This window comes from Streptomyces sp. RKAG337, from assembly GCF_023701715.1.
In the GTDB taxonomy this organism is placed as follows: Bacteria; Actinomycetota; Actinomycetes; order Streptomycetales; family Streptomycetaceae; genus Actinacidiphila.
In genome coordinates, this window is sequence record NZ_JAJOZA010000001.1 from 5513129 (window position 1) to 5534556 (window position 21428).

The following is a 21428-nucleotide window of genomic DNA, read 5'->3' on the forward strand; positions in this document are numbered from 1 at the left end:
GGTCGAACTGGCGTTAAGGTCTTTGCGTCAGCTACAGGAGGTCCTCGGTTGTTCTACGGCGCGATGAAGCTCGCGATCGGTTCGCCGCTCAAGCTCGCCTTCCGCCCCTGGGTGGAAGGCATCGAGAACATCCCCAAGGAGGGGCCGGCGATCCTTGCCAGCAACCACCTCTCCTTCTCGGACTCCTTCTTCCTCCCCGCGATGCTCGACCGGCCGGTCACCTTCATCGCCAAGGCGGAGTACTTCACGTCCCCGGGCGTCAAGGGGAAGCTGACGGCCGCCTTCTTCAAGGGCGTCGGCCAGCTCCCGGTGGACCGCTCCGGCGCGCGCGGCGCCGGCGAGGCCGCGATCAACAGCGGGATCCAGGTGCTGGAGCGCGGTGAGCTGTTCGGCATCTACCCCGAGGGCACCCGCTCGCCCGACGGCCGGCTCTACCGGGGCAAGCCCGGCGGTCTGGCCCGGGTGGCGCTGGCCTCCGGAGCGCCGGTGATCCCCGTCGCGATGATCGACACCGAGAAGGTGCAGCCGCCCGGCAAGGTGCTGCCCAAGGTCTCGGTGCGTCCCGGCATCCGGATCGGCAAGCCGCTCGACTTCAGCCGCTACCACGGCATGGAGGGCGACCGCTTCATCCTGCGCTCGGTGACCGACGAGGTCATGTACGAGATCATGAAGCTGTCCGGCCAGGAGTACGTGGACATCTACGCCACCGCCGCGAAGCGCCAGATCGCGGAGGAGGCCAAGCGGCAGGCCGAGCTGGAGAAGTCCGAGAGGGCCGAGCGGGAAGCCGCCGAGAAGGCTCTGCAGGACAAGGGCCGGCCGGCCGGGTCCTAGGCCGGCCGGACGGGCCCCGGGCGGGCCGTCGGGGGAGGGGGAGCGGTGGCGGCGAAGACGATCCGGATGTCCGTCGAGCAGCCGCTGTGGCGTGCGCTGACCGCGTACCGCGTGCTCACCCTCGGCTATGCGCTGGCCCTGTTCTGCGACGCCTACGGGGGGTACCGCCACCCGCTGGTCGGGGCCGGGTACATGGCGGTGCTGACCGTCTGGACGTTCCTCACCCTGGGCCGGGTGCGGTCCGCCGAACGGTGCACCAAGCGCTTCCTCTTCGCCGACCTCACCATCGCGCTGACCGGGATCCTGCTCACCCCCGTCGTCGACACGCATCTGCGGATCGTCGAGGGCACCCCGACGCTGCCGTCCATCTGGACGGCGGGATCCGTCCTCGCCTTCGCGATCAAGGGCGGCTGGCGCTGGGCCGCGGTCGCCTCCATGCTCGTCGGCGTCGCCAACGTCGTCCAGCGCGGCTTCCTGGCCCGCGACAGCCTGCACAACGTTCTGCTGGTGTGGGTGGCGAGCATCGCCATCGGCTATGTCGTCGAGGTCGCCCGCGCCAGCGAGCGGACCCTCGCCCGCGCCCTGCAGATCGAGGCGGCCACCCGCGAGCGGGAGCGGCTCGCCCGGGACATCCACGACAACGTGCTCCAGGTGCTCGCCATGGTCCAGCGCCGGGGCAGTGAGGTGGGCGGCGAGGCCGCGGCGCTCGGCCGGATGGCCGGCGAGCAGGAGTCGGCGCTGCGGGCGCTGGTCTCCGACGGCTTCGTCCCCAACCCCCGCCACCCCGAGAACGCCGCCGCGGTCCGCCGCGGCCGGCTGCTCGCGGCGCTCCGCTCGCGCACCGGCGCCGCCGAGGCCGACCAGGAGGCAGCGGACGCGGCACTCGGCCCCTGCGACGTCCGGGCACTGCTCACGCCCTACGGCAGCTCACAGGTGACGATCTCGGCACCGGGCACCCCGGTGCTGGTCGACGCGTACGCCGCCGCCGAGCTCGCGGCGGCCGTCGGCGCCGCCCTCGACAACGTCCGCACGCACGCCGGGGAACAGGCCCACGCCTGGATCCTGCTGGAGGACGAGCCCGGCGAAATCCTCGTCAGCGTCCGCGACGACGGCCCCGGCATCCCGGAGGGCCGGCTCGCCGACGCCGAACAGGAGGGCCGGCTCGGCGTCGCGCAGTCCATCCGCGGCCGGCTCCGCGATCTCGGCGGCACCGCCACGCTGGTCACCACCCCCGGCCAGGGCGCCGAGGTCGAACTCCGGCTGCCCAAGAAGCGCCCCACGCCCTGAGCTCCGCATCCCGCCGCGTTTGTAGAGTTGCCCCGGCACGGAGATTCGGCCGGACGAGAGGCAGTCACATGGCGGGGGACATGCAACCCGAGCAGGACCACACCGTGAAGGTGATGGTGGTCGACGACCACCCGATGTGGCGGGACGCGGTCGCCCGGGACCTGTCCGAGGCCGGCTACCAGGTGGTGGCGACGGCCGGGGACGGGCCGGAGGCCGTGCGCCGGGCCAAGGCGGCGATGCCCGAGGTGATCGTGCTGGACCTCAACCTGCCGGGGATGTCCGGAGTGCAGGTGTGCAAGGACGTGGTCGCGGACAATCCCGCGCTGCGGGTGCTGGTGCTGTCGGCGAGCGGCGAGCACGAGGACGTGCTGGAGGCCGTGAAGTCCGGTGCCACCGGCTATCTGCTGAAGTCCGCCGGCCGCGACGAGCTCGTGGAGGCGGTCCGCAGAACGGCGATCGGCGATCCGGTCTTCACCCCGGGCCTGGCCGGGCTGGTCCTGGGCGAGTACCGGCGGCTGGCCTCCGACCCCGCCCCCGCGTCCTCGGACGAGCCCGAGGCGCCCCGGCTGACGGACCGTGAGACGGAGGTGCTGCGCCTGGTCGCGAAGGGCCTGAGCTACAAGCAGATCGCGGAACGGCTCGTCATCTCGCACCGCACCGTGCAGAACCACGTCCAGAACACCCTCGGCAAGCTGCAGCTCCACAACCGGGTGGAACTGGTGCGTTACGCGATCGAGCGCGGCCTCGACGGCGAATGACCCCGTTCGCCCCATCCCGCATGTGACCCAAGTCACGCTAGCGTTGCCCGAGTTGGTTCCCGGTAAGGCAATGCAACGCAGTGCTGGCGAAGGGAAGAGTCCATGCGGGTCGGAGTACTGACCGGTGGTGGTGACTGCCCCGGTCTCAACGCGGTCATCCGGGCGATCGTCCGCAAAGGTGTCCAGGAGTACGACTACGGGTTCCTCGGCTTCAGGGACGGCTGGCGGGGTCCCCTCGAAGGCGACACCGTGCCGCTCGACATCCCCGCCGTGCGGGGCATCCTGCCGCGCGGCGGCACCATCCTCGGTTCCTCGCGCACCAATCCGCTCAAGGTCGAGGACGGTATCCGCCGGGTCAGGGAGAACCTCGCCGCCTTCGACGTCGACGCGCTCATCGTGATCGGCGGCGAGGACACCCTGGGGGTGGCCGCGACCCTCTCCGACGAGCACGGCATTCCGTGCGTCGGCGTTCCCAAGACCATCGACAACGACCTGTCCGCCACCGACTACACCTTCGGCTTCGACACGGCGGTCAACATCGCCACCGAGGCGATCGACCGGCTGCACACGACTGCCGAATCGCACATGCGTGTCCTCGTCGTCGAGGTGATGGGCCGGCACGCCGGCTGGATAGCCCTGCACTCGGGGCTGGCCGGCGGGGCCAACGTCATCCTCATCCCGGAACAGCGCTTCGACGTCGAGCAGGTCTGCGGCTGGGTGGAGAGCCGGTTCAAGATCCGTTACGCGCCCATCGTGGTCGTCGCGGAAGGCGCCATGCCCAAGGACGGGGACATGGTGCTGAAGGACGGCACCCTGGACTCGTTCGGCCATGTCCGGCTCTCCGGCGTGGGCGAATGGCTCGCCAAGGAGATCGAGAAGCGCACCGGCAAGGAGGCCCGCACCACGGTGCTCGGGCACGTCCAGCGCGGTGGAACGCCCAGTGCGTTCGACCGCTGGCTGGCCACCAGGTTCGGGCTGCACGCCATCGACGCGGTACGCGACGGGGACTTCGGGAAGATGGTCGCGCTGCGCGGTACGGACATCGTCCGGGTGCCGATCGCGGAGGCCACCGCCCGGATCAAGACCGTCGATCCGAAGCTCTACACGGAGGCCGGGGTCTTCTTTGGCTGAACCTTGAACATCGCGGAAACATTGCTGCTTGCAGCGGACGATCAGTGCGCCTTATTCTCCGTCCACCCGGCTTGTCCGGCCGCTTCGTTTTCCCCCTTTGAGCACATGAGGAGCGCCCGGTATGACGGGTGTGACGAACAGGTGGCGCACACCTGTACTGGCGGTCGCAGGCGGCACCGCATCGGGCAAGTCAACCCTTGCCGAGGCGCTGTCGCTGCACCATCACGAGACCATCGGTCTGATCCACCTCGATGACTTCTACGTGCCCGCGCACGACACCGTGCGCGGGGTGCGCACGGTCAGCGCGAGCGGGTCCGAGGTCCTGGACTGGAACCATCCCGGCTCGATCGACGAGCTCGCGGTGGTCGCGGCGATCGAGGCCGCGGCCACTTCGGGCCGGCACCGGCTGGTCGTCGTCGAGGGCCTGTTCGCCCTCACCCTGCCGTCGGTCGCCGGCCGGGCGACCTGGCGGGTGTACGTCGACACCCCCGACGACATCCGGCTGGCCCGCAAGATCCTCCGCAAGATCGACGTCCAGCGGCAGGACCCGCGGCTGTCGCTGCTGAACTACCTGGAGACCGGGAGGGAGCGGCATGCCGCGCATGTCGCCCCCTCCCGGGCCCTGGCCGACCTGGTGGTCGACGGCACCGCCGACGAGTTCCGGATGATCGCCGAGGTCATGATGCTGGTCGGCCCCGTCCTCGCCGACCCCGTGCTGGACGCCTCGGCGTTCAGCGAGACGGCGTGAGCACGGCCGCCAGCAGCTCCGCCGCGATCGCGGTGCCGTTCAGGGTGAGCACCGACTCGGGGTGGAACTGCACGCCCGCGAACCCCGGCCCGCGCATCGCGTGCACATCGCCGGTGACCGGGTCGCGGCTCAGTTCCACCCGGTGGGTGGCGAGCTCCTCGGCGGTCGCGTCGTCGCAGCGCGCCGTGAAGGTGTTGTAGAACCCGACGGTCTCCGGCCGGCCGAAGAAGTCGATGTGCTCCTGGGCGCCCTGGAAGGGGACGTCCTTGCGCACGATGTCCAGCCCCAGCTCCGCCGCGAGCAGCTCCTGGCCCAGGCACACCCCGAGCAGCCCCTGCCGGTGACCCCTGACCAGGTCGGCGGCGAGGGTGCGCAGGAAGCGCATCTTCGGGTCGGAGGCGTCGGCCGGATTGCCGGGGCCGGGACCGAGCACGACCGGACCGTCGTGGGACAGCGCCGCGTCCCGCAGGCCCGGCTCGTCGTAGCGCCGTACGGTGACGCCCAGCCCGGACGAGCGCAGCACATGCGCGAGCATCGCGGTGAAGGTGTCCTCCGCGTCGATCACCAGCGCGTGCGCCGACAGCGCGAGCCGGTCGGCCGGGGACGGCTCGACCTGCATCCGCAGCCAGAACGGCGCCAGATTCGCCCGCCGGGCGTCCAGCGCGGCCCGCACCCTGATGTCGTCGGCCAGCCGGTACGCGGGTTCGGGCGCGCGCTCGGGGGCCGGCCGCACACCGAGCGCGGTGAGGACCCCGGCCGCCTTTGCGTGCGTCTCGGCGACCTCGCCGCGCGGGTCGGAGTGCCGGACCAGCGTCGCGCCGACCGGCACCTTCAGCTGCCCGCCGGGGTCGATGTCCGCGGTCCTGATCAGGATCGGCGAGTCCAGCGTCCTGGTCCCGGCCGCGTCCCGCCCGATCAGGGCCAGCGCGCCCGCGTAGTAGCCGCGCCCGCCCGCCCGTCGCCCACCACCACCCTTGTTCTGAAGCGCTTCGCGCCCACCCTCCTGATCTTCGTACCGCTCGATGACGCGGCAGGCGTTCTGCACCGGCGAGCCGGTGACGGTCGCGGCGAACATCGTCTCGCGCAGCACGTCCCGTACGTCCATGGTGGTGCGGCCGCGCAACTCGTACTCGGTGTGCGCGAGGTGGGCCATCTCCTTGAGCCGCGGCCCGACCACCACACCGCCGAGGTCGCCGACGGTGCACATCATCTTCAGTTCCTCGTCGACCACCATCGTCAGCTCCTCCACCTCCTTGGGGTCGTGGAGGAAGGCGAGCAGCCCCTCGGGGTCCGGCCCGGTGACGGGATAGCGGTAGGTGCCGCTGATCGGGTTCATCACGACCGTGCCGCCCGCCATCCGCACATGCACCTCGGGGCTGGCGCCCACCAGCGTGCGGTCCGGGGTGTGCACGACATACGTCCAGTACGCGCCGCGCTCACCGCTGAGCAGCTTCCGGAACAGGGCGAGCGCGGAGCCCGGCCCGTAGCCCGCGATCTGCCCCCGGAACGTCCGCCGGATCACGAAGTTGGCGCCCTCGCCGCGGCCGATCTCGTCCTCGATCACCCGCTCCACGATCCCGGCGTAGGTGTCGTCGTCCACGTCGAACGCACCGTCGTCGACCGTCACCTCCTGGTCCGGGAGCGCGGCGAGGACGTCCGCCAGCGGCAGCTCGTACGTCTCGTCGGGCCGCAGCACGGCCAGCGGCGTCCCGTCGTCCCGCACGTCGAAGCCGCGTTCGCGGATCTGCCGGAACGGCACCAGCGCGAGCGCGTCCAGCGCCGGGCCGGCACCCGGTGCACCGTCCGGCAGGGTGATGTCCCGCAGCCGGCCGGCCTCGGTGACCGGCCCGAGGAGCACTTCGACGAGGTCGGCGTCGCGGCCCGGGGTGCGGCGGCGGAGCAGGGCGAACGGTGGGCAGCCGGGGGAGAGCAGCCGCTCGACGAGGGCGGTGGCGGTGGTTTCGGTGCCGGGGACGGGATGCACGGCGGGTCCTTCCGATGATCGGGACAACGGAGGGAGCGGCCGGGAAAACAGAAAAGGCCGCCCCTTGGGCGGCCTTCGCGGTGAGTCGTTACGTACGCGCGATGAGGTGGGCCGCCGGTTGAGCGGGCCACCACCAGTTGGTGTGCTGTTGCGCGAACATGGTCGGAACCCTAACGCACGGTGGACGGCGCCGTGGGGCTCGTCTCATCTCGTCTCATCCAATGGGCGGCGTCGGATTCCGCGTGTCGTCACCCCGTAGTGTGGTCGTGTGACCGTGAACGCTAACCCCGCAGCCGGTGGAAACACCTGGCGATCCCTTCCCGCGGCGCAGCAGCCCGAGTACCCCGACTCCGAGGCGCTGCGCACTGTGCTCGCGGAGCTCGAGTCGTATCCGCCTCTCGTCTTCGCCGGCGAGTGCGATCAGCTGCGTACCCGCCTGGGGGCTGTCGCCCGCGGCGAGGCGTTCCTGCTGCAGGGCGGCGACTGCGCCGAGGCCTTCGACGCCGTGTCCGCGGACCAGATCCGCAACAAGCTCAAGACGCTCCTGCAGATGGGCGCGGTGCTGACGTACGCGGCTTCCGTGCCGGTCGTGAAGGTGGGCCGGATCGCCGGCCAGTACTCCAAGCCGCGCTCCAAGCCGACCGAGACCCGCGACGGCGTGACCCTGCCGACGTACCGCGGTGACTCGGTCAACGGCTTCGCCTTCACCGAGAAGGAGCGGGTCCCGGACCCCGAGCGGCTCAAGCGGATGTACAACGCGTCCGCCTCGACGCTCAACCTGGTGCGGGCCTTCACCACCGGTGGCTACGCGGACCTGCGCCAGGTGCACGCCTGGAACCAGGACTTCGTGAAGTCCTCGCCGTCCGGCCAGCGCTACGAGGCGCTGGCCCGCGAGATCGACAACGCGCTGAACTTCATGGCGGCGTGCGGGACCGACCCCGCCGAGTTCCGGACCGTGGAGTTCTACGCCTCGCACGAGGCGCTGCTGCTGGACTACGAGTCGTCGCTGACCCGCGTCGACTCGCGGACCGGCTCGTTGTACGACACGTCGGGCCACATGGTGTGGATCGGCGAGCGCACCCGGCAGCTCGACGGGGCGCACATCGAGTTCGCCTCGAAGATCCGCAACCCGATCGGCATCAAGCTCGGCCCGACGACGACGCCCGAAGAGGCGCTGACGTACATCGACCGGCTGGACCCGGACCGTGAGCCGGGCCGGCTGACGTTCATCGTCCGCATGGGCGCCGACAAGGTCCGCGACAAGCTCCCGACGCTGGTCGAGAAGGTCACGGCCTCGGGCGCGCAGGTGGCGTGGGTGACCGACCCGATGCACGGCAACACCTACGAGGCGGCGTCCGGCCACAAGACGCGGCGCTTCGACGACGTGCTCGACGAGGTCAAGGGCTTCTTCGAGGTCCACAAGGGCCTCGGCACCCACCCGGGCGGCATCCACGTCGAGCTGACCGGTGACGATGTCACCGAGTGCGTGGGCGGCGGCGACGAGATCTTCGTCGACGACCTGCACCAGCGCTACGAGACGGCCTGCGACCCGCGGCTCAACCGCAGCCAGTCGCTGGACCTGGCGTTCCTGGTCGCGGAGATGTACCGGGGCCAGTAGTCCTGGCGGACGGCCGGCAGACGGCACAAGGGGCGCGGATCACACAGATCCGCGCCCCTTGCCGCTTTTCACCTACGGACGCGCCGGGTAAGGTAAGGGTAACCTCAGCCCAGGCGCCCGAGAGGGGTGAACCGCGTGTACGTGTGCTCTTGCTTCGGCATCACCGAGCAGCAGGTCAAGCAGCACGCGGATTCCGGCGCCTGCAGCCCCCGCAAACTCGCCTCGGCCTGCAAGGCCGGCACCGACTGCGGGTCGTGCGTCAAGCGCATCCAGGCACTGCTCGGCCGTACGGCGACGCCTGCGGCTGAGCCTGCGACGGCGAAGCTGGCCGCCACCGAATCCACGATGGCCGAAGCGGCCTGAACTTTCGCCGGGGCCGGGGGCCGGGCCCTCCGCCGGTCAGCTCTCCGGTTGCTCGATGAGCTGGGCGATGTAGAGCGGCTCGCCCAGCTTCTCCACCAGTTCGAGCTGGGTGTCGAGGTAGTCGATGTGGTGCTCCTCGTCGGCGAGGATCGACTCGAAGATGTTCGCCGAGGTGATGTCGCCCTTGGTCCGCATGACCTCGATGCCGCGCTTGAGGCGGTCGATGGCCTCGACCTCGACCTGGCGGTCGGCCTGGAACATCTCGGTGACCGTCTGGCCCACCCGCACATGGAACAGCCGCTGGTAGTTCGGCAGGCCGTCGAGGAAGAGGATGCGGTCGGTCAGCAGTTCCGCGTGCTTCATCTCGTCGATGGATTCCGAGCGGGTGTATTTCGCGAGCTTCGTCCAGCCGAAGTTCTCCTGCATCTTCGCGTGCAGGAAGTACTGGTTGATCGCGGTCAGCTCTGCGGTCAGCTGTTCGTTGAGGAACTCGATGACCTCGGGGTCGCCCTGCATGGCAACGCCGTCCTTCCAAAGGGAATCGACAAGATGGCCGCATCTTTGCACTGCGGGCACGGCTGATCCAGTAAGTGCACGCTTACATCCGGTGGGGACCGGCGGTCCCGAATCGGGCGTAGCCCGGTCAGAAGCACTGGGTCCGGTCTGTCACCATGGAGTCATGGGTCAGTCCGAAAGCCGTGCGGGAGAGCTTCCCCCGGGGCAGCGGCTACAACGGGGCTGGCCGGTCACCCACTACGGTCCCGTGCCGCGTTTCAAGCCGGACCGGTGGGAGTTCCGGGTCTTCGGGAACACGGCCGACGGGGACAAACACTGCTGGAACCACGAGGAGTTCTCGGCGCTGCCGTACTCGATCGTGAAGGCCGACTTCCACTGCGTGACGAAGTTCAGCATGGTCGGCATGGAGTGGGGCGGGGTCTCCGCCGCGACGGTACTGCGGCTCGCGCCACCGGCGCCCGGCGTCACGCACGTGATGGTGTGGGCGGAGTACGGCTTCAGCTCGAATCTCCGGATCGAGGACTTTTCCGACGACAAGTCGATATTCGCCACCCACAAGGGTGGCGAACCGCTGACCGCGGAGCACGGTTTCCCGGCCCGGCTGGTGGTCCCGCACCTTTACGCCTGGAAGGGGCCCAAATGGGTCAGGGGCGTGGAGTACATGACCGCCGACCGCCGCGGCTTCTGGGAGGAGCGCGGCTATCACAACGTCGGCAGCCCCTGGTCGGAGCAGCGCTACTCCTACCAGGAGGAGCCGGGGGACGGCCCGGAGCTCTGACCGGCGGTCCGCCCGTATACCCCTATGGGGTACTCCCGTAAGGGGTTATCCGTCCTGCGGACCGTCCCTCAGCGCCTTCAGGAGCGCCACGTCCGTGGCATGGCCCTCGGGCCCGCCCGGTGTCTCGATGATCAGCGGGACCCCGGCGGTGGCGGGGTGGTGGAACAGCTCGCGGAACGGTTCGGCGCCGATGTGGCCGGCCCCGATGTTCTCGTGCCGGTCCTTGTGGGCGCCGCTCACGTCCTTGGAGTCGTTGGCGTGGATCAGCCGCAGCCGCCCCTCGCCGACGGTGTCCACCAGCTCGTCGAGCAGCAGCTTCATCCCGCCGGGCGCCGCCATGTCGTGCCCGGCCGCGAAGGCGTGGCAGGTGTCGAGGCAGACCCCCAGCTTCGGGTGCCGGTCCAGGGCGTCGGCGTACGGGCCCAGGTCCTCGATCAGCGAGCAGAGCGAGGCGCCCTGGCCCGCCGTCGGCTCCAGCAGCAGCCACGGGTCGTCGTCGTGCGTGAGCTCGTCCAGCAGCGGCAGCATGTGCTCCCGCACCTGTGCCAGAGCCGCCGAGCGGGGCCGCCCGCCCGTCGCTGACCCGGTGTGCACCACCACGCCCAGCGCGCCGATCTCCCGGCCCCTGCGCAGCGAGTGGCGCAACGACTCCACCGACTTCTCGACCGTCGCCGCGGTGTCCGAGCCGAAGTTGATCAGGTACGGGGCGTGGACGTACGCGGGCACCGATGTGGCGGCGCGGCCCGCGCGGAACAGCTCGTCCTGCCGCGGATCGCCGGGCGGGGTGGCCCAGCCGCGCGGGTTGGCCACGAAGACCTGGACGGCCTCGGCCGTCAGCCGCTCGGCGTTGGCCAGCCCGACGGTCGCGAGGCCGCCGGCCACGTGCACATGGCCGCCGACGGGATTGCGGTTCACCGCACCCACACGGTGATCGTGGCGCCCTTGGGCGCCTGCCCGCCCCTTCCGGCGACTGGCTGAACACGGTGTCGCCGAAGAACGCGTGCATCACCCGGATGTCGAAGCCCGCGTCCTTGAGGATCTGCTTGGCCTCGCCCGCGCTCCTGCCCTTCACATCCGGCACCGGGAAGAGCTGCTGTCCCTGGGAGATCGTGATCGTGACGGTGTCGCCCTCGCCCGCCTGGGCGCCCTTGCCGGGGGTCTGGAGGGCCACCTTGTCCTTGTCGGCCACGTCCGAGAAGACCTTCTCCGGGGCGAGCACGACGGTGAGTCCGGCGTCCTGCAGCGCCTGCTGGGCGTCGGCGACCGAGTCCCCGATCACGTCGGGGACGTCCACCGCGGCGCCCTTGCTGACGACGATCGACACGACGGCGTCCGGCGAGCGCTTCGTACCGGCCGGCGGGTCCGTGGAGATCACGGCGCCCTTGGGCACGTCCTCCGTGAACTCCTGCGTCACCGTGCCCGGCGTCAGCGCCGCGCCCTTGATCTGCTCCTGCGCCACGGCCAGCGTCTTGCCGGTGACATCGGGAACGTGGACCTCCTGCGGCCCCTTGGACACCGTCAGCGTGACGTCGGCGTTGTTGCGGACGCGCCGGCCCGGTCCGGGATCGGTGGAGATCACCTGGCCGCGGGGGACGGTGAGGCTGAAGGAGGTGGTGACCTTCGTGTGCAGCCCCGCGTGGTCGAGCCTCTGCTGGGCGTCCGCCTGCGGCAGCGCCAGGACGGCCGGGACCTTGGTGAACTGGCCGTCGCTGATGTACCAGACGCCGGCCCCGACCCCGAGGATCAGCAGCGCCGCCACGATCACCGCGAGCACACCGCGCCGCGGTCCGCGCCGGGGCGGACGGTGCCCCGCCGGTCCCGACGGTCCCGGGGAGCCGGCCGGCACCGGCGGCAGCGGAGGCGGAAGCTGCAGAACGCTCGTGCGGTTGAGCTCCTCCTCGGCCGGCAGGACCGGCCGGGCGATGACGCTGGTCTGCTCCTCGTCGCCGCCCGGCGCGCCGGGCGAGTCCTTCTGCCAGCCGGTGCCCGGAACGGCGTCCTGCGGCTCCTGCGCGTCCCGCACCGCCCGCGGCGGCACCAGGTCCAGCTGCTCCTGGCTCAGCGCCTGACGGGTGGTGTGCAGCTGCGCGAGCAGCTCCACGGCGTCGGCGGGGCGCAGCTGCGGGTCACGCGCGGCGGCCCGGCCGACCAGCGCGTCCAGCACGGGCGCCAGCCCGGGGACCGCCTCGGACGGCGGGGCGATGTCCTCGTTCAGCACATGGAAGATCACCTGCATCGGCGTGCCGCCGGTGTGCGGCTTCCCGCCGGTCAGCATCTCGTACAGCAGCACGCCGCAGGCGTACACGTCGGTGCGCTGGTCTATGGTGCCGTGCTCGATCTGCTCCGGCGCGAGGTACGAGACCGTGCCCAGCACCGAGCCGGTCGTCACGCTGGTGTTGGTGTCGACCGCCCGGACCAGGCCGAAGTCCACGACCTTCACCCGGCCGTCGTCGCCGATCAGGACGTTCTCCGGCTTCACGTCCCGGTGGATGAGCCCGGCCCGGTGCGCGGCGCCGAGCGCGGCCAGCACCGGCTCGAGGATGTCCAGTGCGGCACGTGGCTGCAGGGCGCCGCGCTCGCGCAGCACGTCGCGCAGCGTGCAGCCCGCGATGTACTCCATGGCCAGGTACACGAACGTGCCGTCCGTGCCCTGGTCGTACACGCCGACGACATTCGGGTGCGCCAGCCGGGCCACCGCCTTGGCCTCACGGATGAAGCGGTCGACGAAACCGGCGTCGGCCGCCAGCCCGGGGTGCATCACCTTCAGCGCGAGCACACGGTCGAGGCGGGTGTCCACAGCCCGGTAGACCGTGGCCATACCGCCGACGGCGATGCGCGCCTCGACCCGGTAGCGGCCATCGAGCGTCTGCCCGACGAGGGGGTCCTGCAGGGTCGTATCCACGACACGGAAGTCTACGAGCCGTCGCCGACCCGTCTCGCCGAACACGGCCGTACTGTGTCCCGCCCGTAGCGATCCGGGACGCAACCGTGACCGTCCGCCCCGGTGGGAGCGCTCCAGGCGGCGGACCGGAACCCGGCACGGGACCCGGATCCGCCGGCTGGAGCGGGCCGGGGCTCAGGCCCCGCTGAAGGCGGGCCGCTCGGGATCGAACGCGGCGACGCCCTCGACGGGGGACGACGCGGCGGCGTAGTGCCGGCGGGGGATGCGTCCGGCCCGGAACGCGAGCCGCCCCGCCGCCACCCCGTGCCGCATGGCCCCCGCCATGAGAACCGGCTGCTGGGCGCGGGTCACCGCCGACGCCAGCATGACGGCGGCGCACCCCAGCTCCATGGCGAACGCCGCGTCGGACGCGGTGCCGGCCCCGGCGTCGAGGATGACCGGGACGCCCGCCCGCTCGGTGATCAGCTGGAAGTTGTGCGGATTGCGGATGCCGAGCCCGGAGCCGATCGGCGACCCCAGCGGCATGATCGCCGCACAGCCGACGTCCTCCAGCTTGCGGGCCAGCACCGGATCGTCGTTGGTGTAGGGCAGGACGGTGAATCCGTCGTCGACCAGCGTCTCGGCGGCGTCCAGCAGCTCGACGGTGTCGGGCAGCAGGGTGCGCTCGTCGGCGATGACCTCCAGCTTGATCCAGTCGGTGCCCAGCGCCTCGCGGGCCAGCCGCGCGGTGAGGACGGCCTCGCCGGCGGTGAAGCAGCCCGCCGTGTTCGGCAGGACCCGGATGCCGTGCCTGCCCAGCACGGAGAGCACGGAGCCCTTCGTCGCCGGGTCGAGGCGGCGCATTGCCACCGTGGTGAGTTCGGTACCGGAGGCGAGCAGCGCCTGTTCGAGGATGTCCAGGCTGGGCGCACCGCCGGTGCCCATGATCAGCCGGGAGGTGAACGGGACGCCGGCGATCCGCAGGGTGTCGTCGGCGGCACCGGCCGTGTGCGGGGGGTGCGGCACGGGATCAGCCTCCCTGGACGGCGGTGAGGACCTCGACGCGGTCGCCGTCGGCGAGTGCGGTGGTGGTCCAGCGGCTGCGGGGGACGACGGTCTCGTTGAGAGCGGCGGCGACGCCCGAGGGGCGGCGGTCAGGGAGGCGACGAGCCGGTCGAGGGTCAGGCCCTCGGTGATCTCGCGGGCCTCACCGTTGACGGAGACGGTCATGCGGGCTGCTCCTGAAGCGTGAAGCGTGCGGGGGAGAAGGGCCGGGCCGACTCGGGCACCGAACCCGTCGTGAGCAGCTCGGCCATGATGTCGCCGGTCACCGGGGTCAGCAGCACACCGTTGCGGTGGTGGCCGGTGGCCAGCAGCAGACCGGGCAGCGCGCTGCGGCCGAGCAGCGGGGCGTTGTCGGGGGAGCCGGGGCGCAGCCCCGCGAGGGTCTCGACCAGCGGCAGTTCGGTGAGCCCCGGCACCAGCTCGTGGGCGTCGCGCAGCAGTTCGTAGACGCCGCCCGCGGTGACCGTGGTGTCCCAGCCGAGTTCCTCGCTGGTCGCGCCCACGACGAGCTCGCCGTTCTCGCGCGGCACGAGATAGACATGGCCGCCGCGCACCACGGCCCGCACCGTGCGGGAGAGGAACGGCGCGTAGCCGGGCGGGATGCGCAGCCGCAGGATCTGCCCCTTGACCGGGCGGACCGGCGGCAGTGCGTGCTCGGGGATGCCCGGCAGAACGCCGCTGCGGCTGCCCGCCGCGAGCACGGTCTGCTCGGCGGCGAGCACGGTGCCGTCGTCCAGCACCGCGCCGGTGGCGTGGTCCCTGACGGTCTCGATCCGGGCCACGGAGCTCCGGTGCAGGGCCACACCCGCGAGTTCGGCCGCGCGCAGCAGCGCGGCGGCCAGCCGGCGCGGATCGACCTGGTGGTCGCCGTCGACGCGCAGGCCGCCCCGCACACCGGGCGCCAGCATCGGCTCCAGCCGGCGGCACTCCCGGCCGGACAGCCACTCGGACCGCAGCCCCAGCGATGTCTGGAAGGTGTGCAGTTCGCGCAGGTCGGCGCGGTCGTCGGCGTCCAGGGCGACGGCGAGCGTGCCGCACCGCCGGTAGCCGAGGCCCAGCCCGGTGGCGTCCTCGAGCTCGGCGGCGAAGGACGGATAGCGGCGGGCCGACGCGAGGTTGAGGTCGAGCAGCGTCTGCTCGCCGTACTGCAGCTCGGTGACGGCCGCCAGCATGCCGGCCGCGACGTGTGCGGCGCCGCCGCCCGGCGCCGGGTCGGCGACCGCGGTGCGCAGCCCGCGCTGCGCGGCGCGCCAGGCCGTGACGAGTCCGATGATTCCGCCGCCCACGACCAGGACGTCGTAGCGGTGGCGAGATGGATGCATGAGTGTCCCGCTCCTCCCTTCGCCGGCATGACCCGGATCAGGTTCGTACGGTCGGCGGCCGGTCAGCCGCCCTCTCAGCCCGGTACGTCCGGGCTCCCGCGAGTGCGTTAGCCCCGCCACCCTAGTACGCGGGCCCGAGCAGCGGTAAGGGAGCACGGGGTGGGCGAGAGGGGAGCACGAGACAGGGGGATCGGATTTCGCACTGGTGGCCTGCCGGTAATCATTGGGGCGTTACGGTGATCGTGTGAGCCAGCCAAGCGCCGAGCGCGCAGTGATCGTCGGGGCCGGGATGGCCGGAGTGCAGACCGCTGTGTCGTTGCGGGAACAGGGGTGGCGCGGTGACATCACGCTGCTCGGCGCCGAACCGCACGCACCGTACGACCGCCCGCCGCTGTCCAAGTCCGTACTCCTCGGCACGGCCGAGGGCTCGCCCTTCGACGTGGACTTCAACGGCCTCGGCGTCGAGTTGCTGCTCGGCCGGCACGTGAGCGCGCTGCGCCCCGCGGAACGGCACGTCGTCACCGACGAGGGAACGGTCCGGTACGACCGGCTGGTGCTCGCCACCGGCGCCCATCCGGTGGCACTGCCCGGCAGCGAGGGCATCCCGGGCGTCTTCATGCTGCGCACCCTGGACGACGCCGCCGAGCTGCGGCCGGTGCTCGACGAGAAGCGCGATGTCGTCGTGGTCGGGGCGGGCTGGATCGGCGCGGAGTTCGCCACGGCGGCCCGCCAGGCGGGCTGCGCGGTGACCGTCGTCGAGGCGGCCGACCGGCCGCTGGCCGGAGTCCTGCCGGGCTCGGTCACCGACCACATGCGCGGCTGGTACGCGGACGCGGGCGCCGAACTGATCACCGGGACCGCGGTCGCGGCCGTCGAGCCCGGCGCGGTGCTGCTCGCCGACGGGAGGCGGCTGCGGGCCGGGGCCGTCGTCGTCGGCATCGGCGCCCGGCCGGCCACCGGCTGGCTGGCGGGCTCCGGCGTCGCCCTGGGACCCGACCGCTCGGTGCTGGCGGACGACCGGCTGCGGACCTCCGTCACCGATGTCTTCGCGGTGGGGGACTGCGCGTCCTTCCCGTCCGGGCGCTTCGGCGAGCGGCTGCTCGTCCACCACTGGGACAACGCGGTCCAGGGGCCGCGCGCCGCCGCCGCCAACGTGCTGGGCGGCGACGAGGTGTACGACCCGGTCCCGTACTTCTGGTCCGAGCAGTTCGGCCGTTTCGTGCAGTACGCCGGGCACCACTCCGCCACCGACACCATGCTGCTGCGCGGCGACCTGACGGGGCCCGCCTGGTCCGTCTGCTGGCTGCGGGACGGGGTGCTCGCGGCGCTGCTCGCCGTCGGCCGCCCGCGCGACCTCGCCCAGGGCCGCAAGCTCATCGAACGCGGCGCCCACCTCGACCCGGGCCTCGTCGCCGACCCCGCGGTCCCGCTCAAGACCGCGGTACAGCCCACTCCGGGCAACAGCCCCGCCGGCGTGTAGCGGCCAAAAGCGGGTCTGCGCGGCAATTGTGGTCAAACCGTCAGGCCCGGCGGCGGCGAACCGGTACGCGGGTGCCCGTCGGGGATGGCACGCTTGTCCCGTGACCGAGATCGACGCAAAGATTGATGCCCTCGTACCTTCCTGGCTGAACCTCCCCGAGGTCGCCGAGCGACTGGGTGTGCCCATCACCCGGGTCCGCCCGATGATCAAGGAGAAGCTGTTCCTGGCGATCCGCCGCGGTGAGAACCGGGTCCTGATGGTCCCCGCCGACTTCATCGGCGAGGGAAGCATCGTCAAGGGCCTGCCCGGCCTGCTGACGGTCCTCAAGGACAACGGCTTCAGCGACGAAGAGGCGCTGGAGTGGCTGTTCGCCGCGGACCCGACGCTGCCCGGCACGCCCATCCAGGCGCTGAAGGAGAACCGCGGGACCGAGGTGAAGCGCCGCGCCCAGGCGCTCGCCCTGTAGAGCCGTCCGCCCAGGCCCGTGAGGGCAGCAGGACCCGCCGTACCGAGGGGGAGCGCACCATGACCACGCCGAACACCGTCCGTGAGCGGTTCGCCGACGCCCGGCTGTACCTGTGCACCGACGCCAGGACCGGCCGGGGCGACCTCGCCGAGTTCGCGGACGCGGTGCTGGGCTCGGACGTCGACGTCATCCAGCTGCGCGCCAAGGGGATCGAGGCCCGCGACGAGCTGGACGCGCTCGCGGTCCTGGCCGACGCGTGCCGCCGGCACGGAAAGCTGCTCGCGGTGAACGACCGGGCGGATGTCGCGCACGCGTCGGGCGCGGACGTGCTGCACCTGGGCCAGGGCGACCTGCCGGTATCCGCCGCCCGGGCGATCCTCGGCGAGGACGTGGTCATCGGACGGTCCTGCCACGCGGAGTCCGAGGCGGCGGCCGCCGCCGTGGAGCCCGGCGCGGACTACTTCTGCACCGGACCGGTCTGGCCCACCCCGACCAAGCCCGGCCGGCACGCGCCCGGCCTGGACCTGGTGCGGTACGCGGCCTCGCTGGAGACCGGCCGGCCCTGGTTCGCGATCGGCGGGATCGACCTGACCAACGTCGAGCAGGTGCTGGAGGCCGGGGCCCGGCGGATCGTCGTCGTCCGGGCGATCACCGAGGCCGACGACCCGGCCGCGGCGGCGGCCGCCCTGGCGAAGATCGTCACCTCGTACGACGGCTGAGCGCTCCCCCCGCTGCGCGCCCGCAACCGCCCGGTCACGCTCTGACCGATCGTGATCGGCCACCGGGTGTCCGACAGGCGTCCACCCCGTACCCCGCGCGTCACCAGCGCGTGTCCAAAGGATGGACGAGGGTGGGGCGCAAGCGGATAAATCGCCCGTCCTGGTTACGGGCGGTCGCGAGGCGCGGATACCCTTCGGGTATGGCCCTTGGGACAGCTTCCACCCGGACCGATCACGCGGTCACCATTCGTGAACTTCTCGCGTCCGGCGAGCGGTCGTATTCGTTCGAGTTCGCCGCGCCGAAGACCGAGAAGGGCGAGCGGACGCTCTGGAACGCCATCCGCCGCATCGAGGCGGTAGGGCCGACCTTCGTGTCCGTGACCTATGGAGCCGGCGGATCGTCCCGCGAGGGCACCGTCCGCGCCACCGACCGGATCGTCTCCGACACCACCCTGACCCCGGTCGCGCACCTGACGGCGGTCAACCACTCGATCGCCGAGCTGCGCAACATCATCGGGCAGTACGCCGACGCCGGGATCCGGAACATCCTCGCGGTGCGCGGCGACCCGCCCGGCGACCCGCTCGGCGAGTGGGTCAAGCACCCCGAGGGCCTGCTGTACGCCGCCGACCTGGTCCGGCTGATCAAGGAGTCCGGCGACTTCTGCGTCGGCGTCGCGGCGTTCACCGAGATGCACCCGCGCTCCACCGACTGGGAGTCCGACACCCGGAACTTCGTCGACAAGTGCCGCGCCGGGGCCGACTTCGCGATCACCCAGATGTTCTTCGACGCGGACGACTACTTCCGGCTGCGTGACCGGGTGGCCGCCGCAGGCTGCACGACTCCGATCATTCCCGAGGTCATGCCGGTCACCAATGTGCGGCAGATCGAGCGCTTCGCTCAGCTGGGCAACGCGCCTTTCCCGCCGGAGCTGGCGGACCGTATCCTCGCGGTGAAGGACGATCCGGCGGCGGTGCGGGCGATCGGCATCGAGTTCACGACCGAGATGTGCCGGCGCCTGATGGCGGAGGACATCCCCGGACTCCACTTCATTACTCTTAACCATTCCACGGCGTCGCTGGAAATCTACGAGAATCTCGGTCTGCACCAGAGGTCGTGACCGCTCGTAAGGTGAGGAAGTGCGGACATGGGCTACACGCTGCTCTACATCGCGTTCGGCGTGGTCGCGCTGTGGCTGCTCGGTGAGGTGCTGCTGCAGTACAAGGCGCGGCTGCGCTGGCGGCTGCTCGCGTTCGCGGGTTTCCTGGGTGTGGTCGGCGGGGTCTCGCTCCGCAACGCGATCGTCATCGCGGTCGGCGCGATCGCGTTCGGCACCGGCCAGACGTTCGTGACGATGTCCTACCGGCAGGGCTTCTCCACCGGCTGGGCGCTCGGCGGCAGCCCCGGCTCCAGCCGCCGCCGGAAGGGCACCCGCGGTGCGGGCGCCGGGGCGGGCGAACCCGTCCTCGAGGTCAGCCCGGTCGAAGAGGTCGCCGAGGGACCCGAGTTGGCGACGGTCTACCAGGCGATGCCGGTGCTCGACGACACCGGCGAGTACGGGATCTACGACGGCCAGTCGTCCTACACCCCCGACCCGTACACCAGCGGTGGCTACGAGGGCTACGGCGCCCAGGGCTACGAGGGCTGGGGCGGTGGCGGCGAGCAGCAGCCGCAGCCCGCGGCGGCGGACGCCTACGCGTGGGGCGGCCAGCAGGACTACGACCCCGCCTACGCGGCTCCCTACCAGGACCCGGGCCAGCAGCAGTACACCCCGCAGTACGACCACGAGTTCGGCTACGACACGCCGCCCGGCGGTGTCTGGGTCCCGCAGCAGCAGTCCGCCGAGCCGCAGTACGACCCGCAGCAGCAGGCGTACATCCCGCAGCAGCCCCAGCAACCGCAGTACGAGCAGTCGCAGTACGCGGATCCGTACGACCCCTATCGCTACTAGGACCCCTACCAGGTCCTGACACCCGCTCTGGGGCGGACAGGCCTCAGCGGCTGCCGCCCGGGCCGCCCGCGATCAGGTCGGCGACGATCGCGCCCGACATGCCGGCGTGCGCCAGGCCGCCGCCGGGGTGGGACCAGCCGCCCACGGAGTACAGCCCGGGGACGGCGGAGCGGTTGGCCGGGTGGAGGTGCAGACCGCCCGCGCCCGCCAGGGCGGGGCCGGGCACCGCGCCGCCCGGGGCGCCGGTCTCCCGCTCGGTGTCGGCGGGGGTGCGCACCGCCCGCCACAACTCCCGCTCGCGCAGACCGGGAACGGCCGCCTCGGCGGCCTTCACCACCCGCTCGGCGAAGCCCGCGGCGGCGCCCGGCGCCGCCCAGTCCACCCCGCCGGCCGTCGTCGCCACGGTGACCTGGAGGGTCACCGCCTCGTGCGACGCGGCGGGGACCGTCGACGGGTCGTCGGGACGCAGCACCGTCACGGTCGGGGAGTCGCAGGGCCCGGCGCCGGAGAAGACGGACTCCCACTCCGCGCGGCCGTCCGCCGCGTGCACCACGGTGCGGTGCGCGGTGCCCGCCGGCCGGGACCCGCGCAGCGCCAGGCACACCACGAACCTGCCGGGCATGCTTCCCGCGGCCCGGGGGCCGGACTCGCCGGGCGCGGGCAGGGGTGCCCCCGCGACCACCGTGTCGGCGTCGATCCGCTGCCCGTCGGCGAGGTCGAGACCGCAGGCCGGGCCGTCCGCCGCGGTCCTGACACCGAGGACCCCGGCGCCGAAGTGGAACTCGACCTTGCGCGCCAGGCACCGCTCGTACACCGCGTCGGCGAGGGCCCGCATACCGCCGCTCACGTACCAGGCGCCGAAGGTCTGCTCCATGTACGGCAGCACGGTGGCGCTCGCCGGGACGGTGCGCGGGTCGAAGCCGTACGCGAGGGCGTAACTCGTCAGCAGGGCGGCCGCCCGCGGGTCGGCCAGCTCGCGTTCGGCGACGGAGGCGAGGGTCGGGGCGCCGCGGCGGAACAGCCCGCGCCGCACGGCGGGGTACGGGTCGCGGCCCAGCGGGGTGGTGTCGGCCGCCAGGGCGTCCTCCAGGAGCGGGCGGCGGGTGGCCTCCCAGACCTCGCGGGCCCGGCCGGTCACCTCGCTCCAGCGCTCTCCGGCGCCGGCGCCGAACGCGCCGTCCAGCGCGCTGATGACGCCGGCGCGGGTGGCGTTGGGCAGCGACACGTCCGTGCCGTCCGGGAAGAGATGGCGGCTCGCCGGATCGACCTGCGTCAGGCCGACGCGGCTCTCCAGCGGCTCCTTGCCGGTCTTGACGAACAGATCGCGGTAGACGGCGGGCAGTTGGAGCAGACCGGGGCCGGTGTCGAAGGTGAAGCCGTCCCTGGCGAACCTTCCGACGGCTCCGCCGTACGTCGCCGAGCGCTCGTAGACCGCCACCCGGTGGCCGCCGACGGCCAGCCGGGCCGCCGTCGCCATTGCCCCCATACCCGCGCCGATTACCGCGATCCGTGCCATGTCAGGGACTGTATCG

At 72.0% G+C, this 21428-nt stretch carries 19 protein-coding genes, 1 pseudogene and 1 riboswitch; of the genes and pseudogenes, 13 read left to right on the forward strand and 7 right to left on the reverse strand.

Annotated features, from left to right (window positions below; all coding sequences use genetic code 11):
- Positions 1-48 precede the first annotated feature (48 nt).
- The 5 genes from LNW73_RS24440 to LNW73_RS24460 all read left to right on the forward strand — a co-directional run bounded on the left by LNW73_RS24440 (position 49) and on the right by LNW73_RS24460 (position 4755).
- Positions 49-831, forward strand: a complete 783-nt coding sequence (locus LNW73_RS24440) for a lysophospholipid acyltransferase family protein (protein ID WP_250991399.1) — start codon at positions 49-51, stop codon at positions 829-831.
- A 66-nt stretch (positions 832-897) separates the two neighbouring features.
- Positions 898-2118, forward strand: a complete 1221-nt coding sequence (gene macS, locus LNW73_RS24445) for a MacS family sensor histidine kinase (RefSeq protein WP_250993021.1) — start codon at positions 898-900, stop codon at positions 2116-2118.
- Positions 2119-2198: 80 nt separating this feature from the next.
- On the forward strand, positions 2199-2876 hold the full coding sequence (locus tag LNW73_RS24450) for a response regulator (protein WP_250991400.1): 678 nt from the start codon (positions 2199-2201) through the stop codon (positions 2874-2876).
- 102 nt (positions 2877-2978) lie between these two features.
- Positions 2979-4007, forward strand: coding sequence for a 6-phosphofructokinase (locus LNW73_RS24455; RefSeq protein ID WP_250991401.1), 1029 nt, complete (start codon positions 2979-2981; stop codon positions 4005-4007).
- A gap of 121 nt (positions 4008-4128) precedes the next feature.
- Entirely contained in the window at positions 4129-4755 is a 627-nt protein-coding gene (locus LNW73_RS24460; RefSeq protein WP_250975455.1) for a uridine kinase family protein, read from the forward strand.
- On the opposite strand, the gene LNW73_RS24465 is transcribed toward LNW73_RS24460, so the two are convergent.
- Complete coding sequence (locus LNW73_RS24465) at positions 4739-6739, reverse strand: anthranilate synthase family protein (RefSeq protein ID WP_250991402.1); 2001 nt, start codon at positions 6737-6739, stop codon at positions 4739-4741. The genes LNW73_RS24460 and LNW73_RS24465 overlap by 17 nt on opposite strands.
- Positions 6740-7007: 268 nt before the next feature.
- On the opposite strand from LNW73_RS24465, the gene LNW73_RS24470 reads away from it, so the two are divergent.
- Complete coding sequence (locus LNW73_RS24470; RefSeq protein ID WP_250975453.1) at positions 7008-8357, forward strand: class II 3-deoxy-7-phosphoheptulonate synthase; 1350 nt, start codon at positions 7008-7010, stop codon at positions 8355-8357.
- 126 nt (positions 8358-8483) lie between these two features.
- Positions 8484-8720, forward strand: coding sequence for a (2Fe-2S)-binding protein (locus tag LNW73_RS24475; protein ID WP_250991403.1), 237 nt, complete (start codon positions 8484-8486; stop codon positions 8718-8720).
- A gap of 36 nt (positions 8721-8756) precedes the next feature.
- On the opposite strand, the gene bfr is transcribed toward LNW73_RS24475, so the two are convergent.
- Positions 8757-9236 carry a bacterioferritin gene (bfr, locus tag LNW73_RS24480; RefSeq protein WP_250975451.1) on the reverse strand — a complete coding sequence of 160 codons (480 nt, stop codon included), beginning with the start codon at positions 9234-9236 and terminating at the stop codon, positions 8757-8759.
- Positions 9237-9399: 163 nt separating this feature from the next.
- Between bfr and LNW73_RS24485 the strand changes: the two genes are divergently transcribed.
- Entirely contained in the window at positions 9400-10014 is a 615-nt protein-coding gene (locus LNW73_RS24485; RefSeq protein ID WP_164296255.1) for a sulfite oxidase-like oxidoreductase, read from the forward strand.
- Positions 10015-10059: 45 nt separating this feature from the next.
- Here the strand turns inward: LNW73_RS24485 and LNW73_RS24490 are convergent, their stop codons facing one another.
- From LNW73_RS24490 to thiO, 4 genes and pseudogenes are all read right to left on the reverse strand, one after another.
- Positions 10060-10938: a deoxyribonuclease IV gene (locus LNW73_RS24490; RefSeq protein ID WP_250991404.1), complete on the reverse strand. Its 879-nt coding sequence runs from the start codon at positions 10936-10938 to the stop codon at positions 10060-10062.
- Positions 10926-12916: pseudogene (pknB, locus tag LNW73_RS24495) on the reverse strand (Stk1 family PASTA domain-containing Ser/Thr kinase). The gene LNW73_RS24490 and the pseudogene pknB overlap by 13 nt, the downstream one beginning before the upstream one ends.
- 174 nt (positions 12917-13090) lie before the next feature.
- Positions 13091-13921, reverse strand: a complete 831-nt coding sequence (locus LNW73_RS24500; RefSeq protein WP_374118278.1) for a thiazole synthase — start codon at positions 13919-13921, stop codon at positions 13091-13093.
- A gap of 200 nt (positions 13922-14121) precedes the next feature.
- Positions 14122-15282, reverse strand: coding sequence for a glycine oxidase ThiO (thiO, locus tag LNW73_RS24510; RefSeq protein ID WP_250991405.1), 1161 nt, complete (start codon positions 15280-15282; stop codon positions 14122-14124).
- Positions 15279-15392: riboswitch (TPP riboswitch) on the reverse strand. It overlaps the preceding gene by 4 nt.
- Positions 15393-15571: 179 nt before the next feature.
- Between thiO and LNW73_RS24515 the strand changes: the two genes are divergently transcribed.
- The 5 genes from LNW73_RS24515 (at position 15572) to LNW73_RS24535 (ending at position 19896) form a co-directional block, all read left to right on the forward strand.
- On the forward strand, positions 15572-16762 hold the full coding sequence (locus tag LNW73_RS24515; RefSeq protein WP_250993023.1) for an NAD(P)/FAD-dependent oxidoreductase: 1191 nt from the start codon (positions 15572-15574) through the stop codon (positions 16760-16762).
- Between the two features lie 100 nt (positions 16763-16862).
- Entirely contained in the window at positions 16863-17228 is a 366-nt protein-coding gene (locus LNW73_RS24520; protein ID WP_250975447.1) for an Rv2175c family DNA-binding protein, read from the forward strand.
- A gap of 59 nt (positions 17229-17287) precedes the next feature.
- Complete coding sequence (gene thiE / locus LNW73_RS24525; RefSeq protein WP_250991406.1) at positions 17288-17947, forward strand: thiamine phosphate synthase; 660 nt, start codon at positions 17288-17290, stop codon at positions 17945-17947.
- Between the two features lie 200 nt (positions 17948-18147).
- Positions 18148-19065, forward strand: coding sequence for a methylenetetrahydrofolate reductase [NAD(P)H] (metF, locus tag LNW73_RS24530; RefSeq protein WP_250975445.1), 918 nt, complete (start codon positions 18148-18150; stop codon positions 19063-19065).
- A gap of 27 nt (positions 19066-19092) precedes the next feature.
- The gene (locus LNW73_RS24535) at positions 19093-19896 is read left to right on the forward strand and encodes a hypothetical protein (RefSeq protein WP_250991407.1); all 804 of its coding nucleotides are present in this window, start codon (positions 19093-19095) and stop codon (positions 19894-19896) included.
- A 43-nt stretch (positions 19897-19939) separates the two neighbouring features.
- Here the strand turns inward: LNW73_RS24535 and LNW73_RS24540 are convergent, their stop codons facing one another.
- The gene (locus LNW73_RS24540) at positions 19940-21412 is read right to left on the reverse strand and encodes a phytoene desaturase family protein (RefSeq protein WP_250991408.1); all 1473 of its coding nucleotides are present in this window, start codon (positions 21410-21412) and stop codon (positions 19940-19942) included.
- Between the last annotated feature and the right edge of the window lie 16 nt (positions 21413-21428).